Here is a 12,680-nt window from a genome sequence, read left to right as displayed (position 1 = left end):
AGTTATCCACAAATATCCTGGAATACCCCGAACACCCTTGCCGAACTCGAACAAGCATTCTATGATGGACGACACGCAGGAACGCATGTTCGATGCATTGTGGCATCCTTCCAGGTCTGCCAATCTGGCATTCCGGCGCGTTTCATAGCATTCGACGAGGAAGGAGATGCGGTGGCTCTCGACGCTCCAGGAGTACCGCTCCCCCTCGCCACGGAAGCGCGCGAGCCCGCGCAGCCGAGCACTACGAGCACCACGGGCACCACGGGCACCACGAGCACCACGAGCACGTGCAACTCGCCGCGCATGTCGGACCCCTCTCGGCGAGCGCCTCGTCGGCAGGTTCAGGCGCGGGTCCCGCTGACTCATGACTCGCTGGCCGCACGGGGGAAGCTCGAGGCAGGCTCCCCCGATGCGGCAGCGGCTGGCCGCCTGCTGGAGATGCAGCGCGCCACTTCACGAGCCCGCGCCACCCTGCTCTCCCAGGCCGCGGTGTTCTGGGTCGATCGCGACGACCCCGACCAGGCCGACGATCGCGCCGAAGCGGATCTCGCCGTCGCGATCGCACTGCGCACCACGACATCCCGGGCGACCCGCCTGCTGAACGATGCCCATCTCGCTGTCGATCTCCTTCCGGAGACATTCGCCCTTCTCGCCCACGGGGATATGCCCTCGGAATGGTTCGACAAAGTCCTTCGAGGCGCACGAGATCTCACGGTGACCCAGCGGGCCGAATTCGACGAGATCGTGGCCTCGTGGGATATCGCGTCCATTCCCGCCGATCGCTTCAGCGACGAATTACGACTGCTGCGGTCGTGGTACGACGCAGAGGGTGCCCGGACCCGTGCCGAGGACCTGCGCGACGTCGTCCTGGAGAGATCTCCCTGTGACGACGGCACCGCCACGCTGCGCATCACCGGCCCGGTGCCGGAGATCCACGCGATCGCCCAGCATCTCGACGCGGCGGCCCGGGCAATCCAGGCGCAGCAGCGTCACGCCGTGGAGCACGACCCCGGACGGACCCCGGAGGGCGGGGCACCGATCCCGTTCGATCTCGACGGGGCGGTCGCGCGTGACGGATCCGCGATGAGCCTGGCGGAGCTGCGCTACGCGATCATCACCCGCACCGCTCTCGGCACCGACGGCGTGGAGGTCCCGCGTCCCGCGCACCGGATCAACGTGGTCGTTCCGGTCCTGACCCTGATGGGCCTGTCCGATGCACCTGCCACCTACGACGGAGTCGTCCCCCTCCCCGCCGACATGGCACGCAGCCTTGCGGCCGCCGAGCCCATCTGGCATCGCGTGCTCACCGATCCGACCAGCGGCGAGTTCCTGCCTCTCCCGGCCGATCGGTACCGGCCCACCGCGGAGATGGTCGAACATCTGCGACTACGGGACCCTGTCTGCGCGGTCCCGAGCTGCACCAGATCGACCAGCAGCGACGCCGAGAACGACCACATCGAGGAATTCGACCATGTGCATCCCGAGCGGGGCGGGCCCACCAGCATCGCGAACCTCCACCGGCTGCACTGGGGACATCACGACGACAAGACCCGTCGGCGGATCGACCCGGAGCGCACATCCGACGGCTCCACGACGTGGTCGATCGGCACATCTCCGCGCGTACGGATCAGCGTCTCCCCACGGCGGGACCTGATCTCGCCGATCGTGGCGAGAGCACTCGTCGACTCGTGGGACCGCTACCAATGGACCCTCGAACTGGATGCCCTCGAGCGAACAGGATTCGCCGACCGGTTCCTGCGCGAGGGTGGGCCCGAGGATCCGTTCCTGGATGACGAGGCCCCTCCGCCACTGGAGTTCGAGGAGTACGGAGACCCGCCCTTCTGAGCGCCCCGCATCGCGCTGAACTGCTCCCACTCCACCTCTTGTGACCCAGACCATCTGACACTAGGCTCGCGCGAGTGCCTACGTACTGGTCGATCGCCTCGGCATCCTTCCGCCAGTACTCGACCTATCGGATGGCGACCGCCGCCGGGGTCTTCACCAACACGATCTTCGGCTTCATCCGCGCCTCGATCCTGTTCGCCGCGATCACGACAGCGGGTGGCGAGCTCAGCGGCTACACGATCGCGCAGGCCGCGACGTACGTGTGGCTCGGGCAGGCACTGCTGGCCCCCATCGAAGCCTTCGGGACCCGCGAGGTCTCCCAGCGCGTCCACCAGGGCGAGGTCGCCGTGGATCTGCTGCGACCCACCTCGTTCCTCGGCCTCTACTACGCGCAGAAGCTCGGTCGTTCGGCCTTCCTGCTGCTGGGCCGGGGCATCCCGCCGCTGGTGATCGGCGCGCTCGTGACGGGCCTCGCCCTGCCGGAGGATCCGCTCTCCTACCTGCTGGGTGCGTTCTCCCTGCTGGCGGCCATCACGCTCGCCTTCCTCGCCGACATGATGGTGAACCTCGCGGCCTTCTGGTTGATCGAGACCCGCGGTCTGACCGTCGTGTACACCGCGGTGATGAACCTGCTCTCGGGATTCCTCATCCCGATCCTCTGGTTCCCCGACTGGCTGCTGGGCATCGCCCGGGCCACGCCGTTCCCCTCGATGATCCAGACCCCGATCGATACCCTGTCCGGCCGGATCACGCCTCTCGAGGCGCTCCCCCTCCTCGGGGTGCAGGCAGGATGGGTGCTGGTTCTCGCCGTCGCCGCACACCTGATGCTCCGTCTCGGCGTGCGCAGCATGGAGGTGCAGGGTGGCTGAGAACTCCCGTCCTCGCTCGTCGGCCCCCTCGGACCCGTCGACCCCGTCGCGCCGGTCGGACCCGTCGGACCGTCCCGTCTCCACCGCCCGCATGGTCTGGACGCTGTACGCCTCGCGGATCCGTTCGCAGGCCTCGTTCCGCACGAGCTTCGTCTCCGACTCTCTGGGCCAGGTGCTCATCGTCGGCACCGAGTTCCTCGAGCTGTGGGTGATCCTCTCCCAGGTCAGCACGCTGGGCGGGATGACCCTGCCGCAGGTCGCCGTGGTCTACGGCCTGGGAGCCCTCGCCTTCGGGATCGGGGACATGCTCTTCGGAGAGATCGACGGACTCTCCTCGTACATCAAGTCCGGCAAGCTCGAGACCCTGCTGATCCGCCCTGTCCCCCTGCTCCTGCAGATCTCCAGCCTGGACCTGTCGCTGCGACGCATCGGCCGCATCGTGGTGGGGCTGGCGATGTATGTGACGGCGCTCGGGATCGCCGGGTTCCAGCCCACCCCGATGCTCCTGATGCTGGCGGTGCTGGCACCGCTCGCCGGCGCGGTCCTGTTCGGAGCGCTGTTCACGATGGCCGGCGCCCTCCAGTTCTGGCTCGTGGACGGCCGGGAGTTCGCCAATGCCTTCACCTATGGCGGCAACTACGTCGCCACCACCCCTGGCGCGGTGTTCGCCCTGCCCATGCGGGCCTTCTTCACCTTCGTCATCCCGGCGACGCTGATCGCCTACGCCCCCACCCTGGTGCTGCTGGACCTTCCCGGCCCCGCCCTGATCCCCTCGTGGGCCGGCTGGTTGGGACTCCCTGCCGCCGTCCTCGTCTGGATCGTGGCCGGGCTGCTCTGGCGCTCCGGGGTCCGCAGATACACAGGAGCCGGCGGATGAACACGCCCCAGCAGATCACTCCCGACCAGCACGCTCCCGAGCCTTCCGAGCCTCTCGAGCCCGCCCTCGAGCTCTCCGGGCTGCGCCGTGACTACGTGGTGCGGGCCCCCGTGCCGGGCTCGCGCCGACGCCGTCGCCAGGTGGTGCGTGCGGTCGACGACATCAGCCTCAGCATCCGTCCCGGTGAAGCGGTCGGCTTCGTCGGCGCGAACGGGGCGGGGAAGTCCACCACGATCAAGATGATGACCGGGATCCTCACGCCGACGGGCGGTTCGCTGCGGGTCCTCGGCCGCGAGCCGGTCGCCGAGCGCAAGCAGCTGGCCCGCGAGATCGGCGTCGTCTTCGGGCAGCGCTCCCAGCTGTGGTGGGACCTCCCGCTGCGCGACAGCTACACGATCCTCGGGGCGATGCACCGCCTCACCGACCGGCAGCGCGATGCCCGGCTGGAGCGGCTCGTGGACGGTCTCGATCTGGGCGCCTTCCTGGGCAGGCCGGTGCGCCAGCTGTCGCTGGGGCAGCGCATGCGCGGCGAGGTCGCCGCCGCGCTGCTGCACTCCCCACAGCTGGTGGTGCTCGATGAGCCGACGATCGGTCTGGACATGGTCTCGAAGGAGGGGCTGCGGCGCTTCCTGCGCGAGGATCGCGCCGAGCGCGGCACCACGCTGTTCCTCACCACGCACGACATGAACGACGTGGAGCGCCTGTGCGATCGGATCGTGGTCGTGAACTCCGGCACCGTCGCCTACGACGGGCCGCTGGACTCCTTCCGGGCGCATCTCGGCGCGCCGCGCGAGCTGGTCGTCGACCTCGCCGAGCCCGCCGCAGCTCTCTCCCTGCCCGGTTCCGCGGAGACCGCTGCGGTCGAGGCCGACGGGATCCGTCACCGGATCCGCTTCTCCGGCGCGGAGCTCACCGTGCCCGCCCTGCTCTCGGCCATCGGTGCGCAGGTCGAGGTGCGCGACCTGTCCCTGACCGAACCCGCCATCGAGGACCTGGTGCGGGAGATCTACGGGCGCAGCGGGCTCGCCTGAGCCTCCTGCCGTCAGATGCGAGATGATGAGGGCATGGATGAGCGCAGCGACAGCACGGTGAAGCAGGGGCAGTACAAGGTCCGCGGAGGCAAGCTGGTCTCCATCGACGTGACGGAGCAGGACGATCTGATCGAGACCGCCCATGTCTTCGGGGACTTCTTCCTCGAACCGGACGACGCGCTCGAGGACCTCAACGCCGCCCTGATCGGGATGCCGACTTCCTCCACCGCGAAGGAGCTGGCCGCATCGATCACGGCACGGCTGGAGGCGCGACCGGATCCCGTGCAGATGATCGGCTTCGACGCCGACGCCGTCGCGATCGCGACGCGCCGGGCTCTGGGCCACGCCACCAGCTGGGAGGATCTCACCTTCGACGTCGTCGGACCGGTCGTGCTCCCCCCGGTCATGCATGTGGCCCTGGACGAGGTGCTGCCGAACGAGGTGATCGCTGGGCGGCGCAACCCCCATTTCCGGATCTGGGACTGGGACACCCCGCTCGTGGTGATCGGCTCCTACCAGTCGCTGCGCAACGAGATCGACGCCGAGGGCGCGGCGAAGCACGGCATCGGGGTGGTGCGGCGCATCACCGGCGGCGGCGCGATGTTCATGGAGCAGGGCAACTGCATCACCTACTCGCTCGTGGTGCCGACATCGCTCGTGGAGGGCCTCAGCTTCGAGCAGGCCTATGCCTATCTCGACGACTGGGTGATGGGCGCGCTCGCCGAGATCGGGATCAAGGCGCGCTATGTGCCGCTGAACGACATCGCCTCGGAGCAGGGCAAGATCGGCGGCGCCGCCCAGCGCCGCTTCGCCGGCGGGGTGCTGCTGCACCACGTGACCATGAGCTACGACATCGACGCCGACAAGATGAGCGAGGTGCTGCGCGTGGGCAAGGAGAAGCTCTCGGACAAGGGCACCCGCAGCGCGAACAAGCGCGTGGATCCGATGCGCTCCCAGACGGGACTGGCCCGGGAGCAGATCATCGACGGGTTCCTGGACTTCTTCCGCGCGCGCTACGACACCGTCGACTCCGACTACACCGACGACGAGCTCGCGACGGCCCGCACTCTGGTCGAGACGAAGTTCGGGACCGAGGAGTGGACCGCGCGCGTGCCGTGAGGCGCGAACACCCGCGAAGGTTCCACGCAGGACTCAGGAAGGACTCTCGACGCTCAGACCAGCCCGAGCTCCTCGTGGCGGCCGCGATAGACGCCGGTCCGCAGCTCGACGGCATACGCCTCGGTCTCGGCCGGGGGCATGTCCAGGTCGCGGGTCGCGGCGATCTCGGCCTCGACGTCATAGGGCACCCGCACGAACTGCACCCCGAACGGGGCCGCGGCGCCGCCCCGCGGCCCATCGGTCGCTGATCCGCCGCCCGCGACAGCGCCTGCAGCGCCGTCAGCACCGACAGAACCCTCGAGGATCACATAGGACGGCATCGAATCATCGAGCTGATTGCCGACGCTCCCGGCGTTCACGAGCAGCCCGTCGGTCCCGGACCGCAGGTAGGGCTCGTGGATGTCCCCGTAGACCACGACGTCGGCCCGGGGAACATCCCCGGTGAACGGCGTGGGCTCGAACATCATCGCGAACTGCTCCTCGCTGTGATCGCGGTGCACACGGGTGAACTCGTCGATCGGGGAGGCATGCAGCAGGCGCACCCGTCGGCCGGAGAGCTCCAGGTCCACGCTGCCGGGGACGGCGAACAGCCACTGCTTGTCCTCCTCGGTCAGCTCCGCGCGCCACCAGGCGTGCGCCTCGCCGCGGATCTCTCCGTCGCCGGCGATGAACACCTCCCAGTTGCCCCGCACCGTCGCCTCGCAGCGCTCCCGGGTCAGCGCCGTGCAGGCGGAACCACGAGGCCCCTTGCCCACCACGTCGCCGAGGTTGATCACCCGGGTGATGCCGCGCGCGGCGATATCGGCGAGCACCGCCTCGTAGGCGGTGAGGTTGCCATGCACGTCGGAGACCAGCGCGATCCGTTCCAGAGCCATGCCCCCACCGTACGTGCGCACCGGGCGCGGGTACGCGAGGGCGCTCACACTGCCGACGCCTGCGTTGCACTGGTGCGCAGACCTGGAACAATGGCCCCATGACCGATACTGCATCGCGCCCCGACACCGGCACCTCCATCCCCGATCGCCCCTCGCTCGAGGGACTCGAGGACAAGTGGGACGGCGTATGGAGCGAGCAGCAGCTCTACGCGTTCGACCCCGACACCACTCGCGACCAGGTCTTCAGCGTCGACACCCCGCCGCCGACGGCCTCCGGCTCGTTGCACGTGGGCCACGTGTTCGGCTATTCGCAGGCGGACATGATCGTGCGCTACCAGCGCATGCGCGGCAAGAACGTGTTCTACCCGCTGGGCTGGGACGACAACGGACTGCCCACCGAGCGCCGGGTGCAGAACTACTTCGGCGTGCGCTGCGACCCCTCGCTGCCCTATGACGCCGACTTCACGCCCCCGCAGGAGGGCGGCGACAACAAGTCGTCCAAGGCCGCGAACCAGCTGCCCGTCTCGCGCCGCAACTTCATCGAGCTGTGCGAGCGCCTCACCGAGATCGACGAGAAGTCCTTCGAGGAGGTCTTCCGCACCCTCGGCCTCTCGGTGGACTGGAACCACAGCTACCAGACCATCAACGCCCACTCGCGGGCCACCTCGCAGCGCGCCTTCCTCGAGAACCTCGAGGCCGACCAGGCCTACCAGTCCGAGGCCCCCACCATGTGGGACGTCACCTACCGCACCGCGGTGGCGCAGGCCGAGCAGGAGGACCGCGACCGCGACGGCGCCTATCACCGCCTCGGGTTCACGAGGACCGACGGCTCCGGCTCGACGGTCGTCATCGCGACCACCCGCCCTGAGCTGCTCCCCGCGTGCGTGGCCCTCGTGGCGCACCCGAACGACGAGCGCTACCAGGACCTGTTCGGCAGCACCGTCACCTCTCCCCTGTTCGGGGTCGAGGTGCCCGTGCTCGCGCACTCCCTCGCCCAGCCCGACAAGGGCGCCGGCATCGCGATGATCTGCACCTTCGGTGATGCGAACGACGTCACCTGGTGGCGCGAGCTCGAGCTTCCCACCCGCTCCGTGATCGGCCGCGACGGCCGCTTCCTGCCCGAGGCGCCGTGGATCTCCACGCCCGAGGGCCAGGCCCTCTACTCCGAGCTGGCCGGTCTGACCGTGTTCAGCGCGCAGAAGCGCGTGGTGGAGATGGCGACCGAGTCCGGGGACCTCACCGGCGAGATCGAGAAGATCTCCCACCCGGTGAAGTTCTACGAGAACGGCGACAAGCCGCTGGAATACGTGACCTCCCGCCAGTGGTACCTCACCAACGGCGGCCGGGACCAGTCCGAGGGCGGCCTGCGCGACGACCTCATCGCCCGCGGCAAGGAGCTCACCTGGCACCCCGCCTACATGGAGTCCCGCTACCGCAACTGGGTCGAGGGCCTGGCCGGTGACTGGCTGATCTCCCGCCAGCGCTTCTTCGGCGTGCCCTTCCCGATCTGGTACGCGGTGGGCGCCGACGGCGAGACCGACTACGACACCGTGCTCACCCCGCCGGTGGAGTCCCTGCCCATCGATCCCACGATCGACGTGCCCGCCGGCTACGAGGAGGCCCAGCGCGGCGTGCCCGGCGGCTTCGTCGCCGACCCCGACATCCTCGACACCTGGGGCACCTCCTCGCTGACCCCGCAGCTCGCGGGCGGCTGGAACTCGGATCCCGAGCTCTTCTCCAAGGTCTACCCGATGGACCTTCGCCCCCAGGGCCACGACATCATCCGCACCTGGCTGTTCTCCACGATCGTGCGCTCCCACCTGCAGCAGGACTCGCTGCCGTGGACCCACGCCTCGATCAACGGCTGGATCCTGGATCCGGACCGCAAGAAGATGTCGAAGTCCAAGGGCAACGTGGTCACCCCCATCGGCCTGCTCGAGCAGCACGGCTCCGACGGGGTCCGCTACTGGGCCGGCCGCGCCCGCCAGGGCGTGGACACCGCCTTCGACGAAGGCCAGATGAAGATCGGCCGACGCCTCGCGATCAAGATCCTCAACGCCTCGAAGTTCGCCCTCGGCTTCGGGGACGCCCCCGCCGATCCCGCGGGCCGCCTGGCCGCGGACCCGGCCGTTGTCACCGATCCCCTGGACCGCGCCCTGCTGGCCCAGCTCGGGAAGGTCGTCGAGCAGGCCACCGTGGCCTTCGACGACATGGACTACGCCCGTGCCCTCGAGGTCGCCGAGCCCTTCTTCTGGGCGTTCTGCGATGACTACATCGAGCTGGTCAAGGAGCGCGCCCACGGCAACTCGGCCTCCGGCGAGGCCGGAGCCGCTTCTGCCCGGGCCGCGCTCGCGATCGCGCTCGAGGTGCAGCTGCGTCTGTTCGCCCCGGTGGTCGTGTTCGCGACCGAGGAGGTCTGGTCGTGGTGGCGCGGCGGCAGCGTGCACACCCAGTCCTGGCCCGTGGCCGAGCCGCTGTTCGAGGCCGCCGCCGGGCAGGACGCCTCGCTGGTGGCGTCCGTGGCCCAGGCCGCGATCTCGGTGCGCCGCATCAAGTCCGACGCGAAGGTCTCTCAGAAGACGCCGATCCTCTCCGTGAGGATCGTGGCCTCGCCGACCGTGCTCGCGCATCTCGAGGCCGCCGCGGCGGACCTCACCGCGCTCGGCCGGATCGAGTCCCTCGAGCTGGTCGCCGGTGAGACCGACGAGATCATCACCGAGGACATCGAGCTGGGCGAACCGCCCGTGAAGGCACCCCGGAACAAGGGCTGAGGCCTCAGCGCACGATCTCCCGGTGCCCGGAGTCGAGGCGGCGCGTCCAGCCGCGGGCGTCGAGATGCTCGAGCAGCGGGATGGCGATGCGCCGTGTCGTGTCGAGCGCCCGGCGAGCCTGGCTCGCGGTGAACGGCTGCGCCAGCTGGGCGAGCTCGCGCATCGCGAGCGCCGGGGCGCTCGGCAGCAGGATCACGTCGTCCGGAAGCCGGAGCAGCCGTCCCTGCCGGGCAGCGGCGGCCAGCTCGCGGGGACGGAGTCGGAGAGCCGTGAGGTCATCGGCCTCCGGGGCCCGGAATGGCGCGGTCCGCAGCCTCTCCTCGAGCTGAGCGACCGCCCGTTCGGCGTTCCCCAGCCCCGCGGCGGCCGCGGCATCGCGCACCCGGCCACCCACCTGCTCCAGCGCGGCCGCGGCCACCACGGCGTCCAGCAGTGCGGGATCAGGCAGGGAGAGGGCGTCGATCGCCGCCTTCCGCGGCAGGCCCGCCGTCAGGGCGTCCGCCCGCCGGTCGTCCTCGACGAGCTCGCGCAGCGCCGCGGTCCACCCGCTCTCGGCGGCGGTGTCGACGAGCCAGTCGCCGCGTCGCCGCACCGTCGGCGGAAGCTGCGCAGGCAGGGCGATCCCGAAGCGTGCCAGCAGATCCGCGCGGACGGCCCGACGGCGCGCGACCTCGACGGCCACGTCACCGGCAGGCGGCATGGCGGTCAGCGCTGTGCGTCGGCGTGCCCCGTCGCCGCGACGCTCCAGCAGCGGCGGATCGACGTCGAGCACCTGCACCCCGCCCCAGATCGAGCTCGCGCCGCTCCCCCGCAGCACCAGGCGGTCGCCGACGCCCAGGGGCAGCGGCCGGCTGAGGGTGAGGCGGGCATGGTCGGGGCCGAACGGCCTGATCCGTGCCGTGACGGCGGCGGTCCCGATATGGGCCTGCAGCTCGGAGGGTGCGTCGGTGAGCTCGGCGCCGGTCAGGCGGCGCACGTCGACCGTGGTGGTGGTCTCCCAGGCACCGGGCGTGAGGAGGGCGTCGCCACGGCCGATCTCCCCGGTGCCGAGGCCGCGGAGGTTCACGGCGGCGCGCGTGACCGGTCCGATGCTCGGCACCTGGCCGCCGTGGCTCTGCAGACCACGCACCACGGCCTCGCCCCCGCGCTCCTGGCCGCACAGCTCCAGGGGGTCCTCGCGGGAGACCGTGCCGCCGCCGAGCGTGCCGGTCACGACGGTCCCGGCGCCGGTCACGCTGAAGGAGCGGTCGATCCAGAGGCGCACACGCTCACGTGGCGACGGCTCCCGGGCGGTGGTGACGAGGTGGTCGAGGGCCTCGCGCAGTGCGGGGATCCCCTCCCCGGTGACGGCGGAGACGCCGAGCGCGGGAGCGTCGGCGAGACCGGTGCCGCGGAGCTCACGGCGTGCCTCGGCGATCACCGAGCCGACCCGGTCGGGCGCGAGGTCGCTCCGGCTGACGACGAGGAGTCCCTGGTCGATGCCCAGGGCCGCGAGCGCATCGCGGTGGTCTCCGGACTGCGCGCTCCAGCCCGAGTCCGCGGCGACCACGAAGCACACCAGCGGCGCCGGGCCGAGGCCCGCGAGCATGTTGCCGAGGAATCGTTCATGCCCGGGCACGTCGACGAAGGAGACCTCCTGGCCCGAGGGCAGGGTGGTCCATGCGAAGCCGAGGTCGATGGTCAGCCCGCGGCGGCGCTCCTCGGCCAGCCGGTCCGGCTCGATGCCGGTGAGGGCGCGCACCAGAGTGGACTTGCCGTGGTCGACATGACCGGCGGTCGCGACGACCTGCCTCATGGGCGCGAGCCCCTCGCGGAGGCGACGGCGGCGGCGAGGCGCTCGTCCTCGCTCGCAGGGATGCACCGCAGATCCAGCAGGCAGTCGCCGTCGCGCACGGTGGTGACGATCGCCGGGTCCCCCTGGCGCAGCGGGGCGGCGAGGTCGCTCTCGAGCGCGACCGCCCATCCGGGCAGCGGGACCTCGGCGCCTCCCCCGCCGCCGACACGCCCGTCGTGCGCCACGGTGCGGCCTCCCACGCGCTCCGCGAGCCGATCGGTGCGCTCGCGCAGCTCCTCCGGGTCCTGGCGCAGCGCGTCCAGCACGGGCGGGACGGGGCCGGTGAGGGTCGCTTCGAGCGCGGCCAGGGCCAGCTTGTCGGCGCGCACGGCGCGGGCCAGCGGGTGACGGGCCAGGCGGGCGATGACGTCGGCCCGTCCCAGCAGGATCCCTGCCTGGGGGCCGCCGAGCAGCTTGTCGCCGCTGGCGATCACCACATCGGCGCCGTCCCGCAGCGCGGCGGCGACGTCGGGCTCCCCGGGCAGGAGCGGTTCCGGGGCGAGCAGCCCGCTGCCGAGATCCACGACGAGAGGCACTCCCGCCGCGCGGCACGGGCCGGTCAGCTCGGCGACCTCGACCTCGCTGGTGAATCCGATGACGCGGTAGTTGCTGGTGTGGATGCGCAGCACGCAGCCGGTCCCCTGCCCCAGCGCCCCCGTGTAGTCGGCCAGGTGGGTGCGGTTGGTGGTGCCGACCTCGTGGAGGCGGGCACCGGTGGAGGCGATGAGGTCCGGGAGCCGGAAGCCGGCCCCGATCTCGATGAGCTCGCCGCGGCTGATGACCACCTCGCCGGTGCCGGCCAGCGCGGTGGTGGCGAGCAGGAGCGCCGCGGCGCCGTTGTTGACCACGAGGGCGTCCTCCGCCTCCGGGCAGGCGGCGAGCAGGGCCGCACGAGCTCCGGCACCGCGCCGCGCCCGGGCTCCCGTGCCCAGGTCGAACTCGACGTCGGTGTACCCGGCTGCGGCCTGCACGGCGTCGCGCGCCGCCGCGGACAGCGGTGCCCGGCCGAGGTTGGTGTGCACGATGATCCCGGTGGCGTTGAGCACCGGCCGCAGGGAGGCCGCGGGCCGGCCGCCGATCGCGGAGAGGATCTCCTCGAGCACGTCCTCGGGCGGGATCTCCCCGCGTCGTGCCCGGTCCTGCGCGGCGCGGACGATGTCCCGCACCACACGCTCGCTCAGGCTGTCGCTCGCCCGCCTGACCTGCGAGTGGGCGAGCAGGTGATCGGTGCGCGGAATGCGACGGCGCGGGTCGGCCGAGGGATCGGATCGCTCCGGGGACTGGGACACAGGAACCTCCTCGGGCCGTGCCGACGACCACGCGGGCCGACGCTTAAGTGGCGGAGGCGGACGGGAATCGAACCCGCCAGACCGAGATGCTCGGTCTCACTGGTTTTGAAGACCAGGGCGCCCACCAGGACACGGACGCCTCCGTGGGCCAAACTATCACCGTCCCGCCC

Annotated in this window: 9 protein-coding genes and 1 tRNA gene; 6 read left to right on the top strand and 4 right to left on the bottom strand. The window is 70.8% G+C overall.

All coding sequences use genetic code 11. The features are described from left to right. Positions 1-171: 171 nt before the first annotated feature. The 5 genes from ABD093_RS14630 (at position 172) to lplAB (ending at position 5,741) form a co-directional block, all read left to right on the top strand. Positions 172-1,845 (top strand): DUF222 domain-containing protein, encoded by a 1,674-nt coding sequence (locus ABD093_RS14630; RefSeq protein WP_343925440.1) that lies wholly within the window; start codon positions 172-174, stop codon positions 1,843-1,845. A 74-nt stretch (positions 1,846-1,919) separates the two neighbouring features. Next, positions 1,920-2,714, top strand: a complete 795-nt coding sequence (locus ABD093_RS14625) for an ABC transporter permease (RefSeq protein WP_343925438.1) — start codon at positions 1,920-1,922, stop codon at positions 2,712-2,714. Beyond that, positions 2,707-3,591 (top strand): ABC transporter permease, encoded by an 885-nt coding sequence (locus ABD093_RS14620; protein ID WP_343925436.1) that lies wholly within the window; start codon positions 2,707-2,709, stop codon positions 3,589-3,591. The genes ABD093_RS14625 and ABD093_RS14620 overlap by 8 nt, the downstream gene beginning before the upstream one ends. Then, positions 3,588-4,622: an ABC transporter ATP-binding protein gene (locus tag ABD093_RS14615; RefSeq protein WP_193117851.1), complete on the top strand. Its 1,035-nt coding sequence runs from the start codon at positions 3,588-3,590 to the stop codon at positions 4,620-4,622. The genes ABD093_RS14620 and ABD093_RS14615 overlap by 4 nt, the downstream gene beginning before the upstream one ends. Positions 4,623-4,655: 33 nt before the next feature. Further along, positions 4,656-5,741, top strand: a complete 1,086-nt coding sequence (gene lplAB, locus ABD093_RS14610) for a lipoate-protein ligase LplAB (protein WP_226850303.1) — start codon at positions 4,656-4,658, stop codon at positions 5,739-5,741. A 53-nt stretch (positions 5,742-5,794) separates the two neighbouring features. Here the strand turns inward: lplAB and ABD093_RS14605 are convergent, their stop codons facing one another. Further along, a complete protein-coding gene (locus ABD093_RS14605; RefSeq protein ID WP_343925432.1) occupies positions 5,795-6,616 on the bottom strand; it encodes a metallophosphoesterase family protein in 822 nt (273 codons plus the stop codon). A gap of 98 nt (positions 6,617-6,714) precedes the next feature. On the opposite strand from ABD093_RS14605, the gene valS reads away from it, so the two are divergent. Continuing rightward, complete coding sequence (valS, locus tag ABD093_RS14600; protein WP_343925430.1) at positions 6,715-9,387, top strand: valine--tRNA ligase; 2,673 nt, start codon at positions 6,715-6,717, stop codon at positions 9,385-9,387. A 4-nt stretch (positions 9,388-9,391) separates the two neighbouring features. Here valS and selB read toward each other — a convergent pair whose 3' ends face one another. From selB to ABD093_RS14585, 3 genes are all read right to left on the bottom strand, one after another. Next, positions 9,392-11,182: a selenocysteine-specific translation elongation factor gene (gene selB, locus ABD093_RS14595; protein WP_343925428.1), complete on the bottom strand. Its 1,791-nt coding sequence runs from the start codon at positions 11,180-11,182 to the stop codon at positions 9,392-9,394. Further along, complete coding sequence (gene selA / locus ABD093_RS14590; protein ID WP_343925426.1) at positions 11,179-12,510, bottom strand: L-seryl-tRNA(Sec) selenium transferase; 1,332 nt, start codon at positions 12,508-12,510, stop codon at positions 11,179-11,181. The genes selB and selA overlap by 4 nt, the downstream gene beginning before the upstream one ends. A 48-nt stretch (positions 12,511-12,558) precedes the next feature. Next, positions 12,559-12,653: transfer RNA gene (locus tag ABD093_RS14585), tRNA-Sec, on the bottom strand. Positions 12,654-12,680 lie beyond the last annotated feature (27 nt).

The organism is Brachybacterium tyrofermentans (genome assembly GCF_039526165.1).
Classification (GTDB): Bacteria; Actinomycetota; Actinomycetes; order Actinomycetales; family Dermabacteraceae; genus Brachybacterium; species Brachybacterium tyrofermentans.
The sequence above is the reverse complement of the archived record's forward strand: the minus strand, read 5'-3'. Positions and strand labels throughout refer to the sequence as shown.

Excerpts from the sequence above, each read along its gene's own strand:
- ABD093_RS14615 (WP_193117851.1), top strand. The coding sequence starts at position 3,588 with ATGAACACGCCCCAGCAGATCACTCCCGACCAGCACGCTCCCGAGCCT.
- lplAB (WP_226850303.1), top strand. The coding sequence starts at position 4,656 with ATGGATGAGCGCAGCGACAGCACGGTGAAGCAGGGGCAGTACAAGGTC.
- ABD093_RS14605 (WP_343925432.1), bottom strand. The coding sequence starts at position 6,616 with ATGGCTCTGGAACGGATCGCGCTGGTCTCCGACGTGCATGGCAACCTC.
- valS (WP_343925430.1), top strand. The coding sequence starts at position 6,715 with ATGACCGATACTGCATCGCGCCCCGACACCGGCACCTCCATCCCCGAT.
- selB (WP_343925428.1), bottom strand. The coding sequence starts at position 11,182 with ATGAGGCAGGTCGTCGCGACCGCCGGTCATGTCGACCACGGCAAGTCC.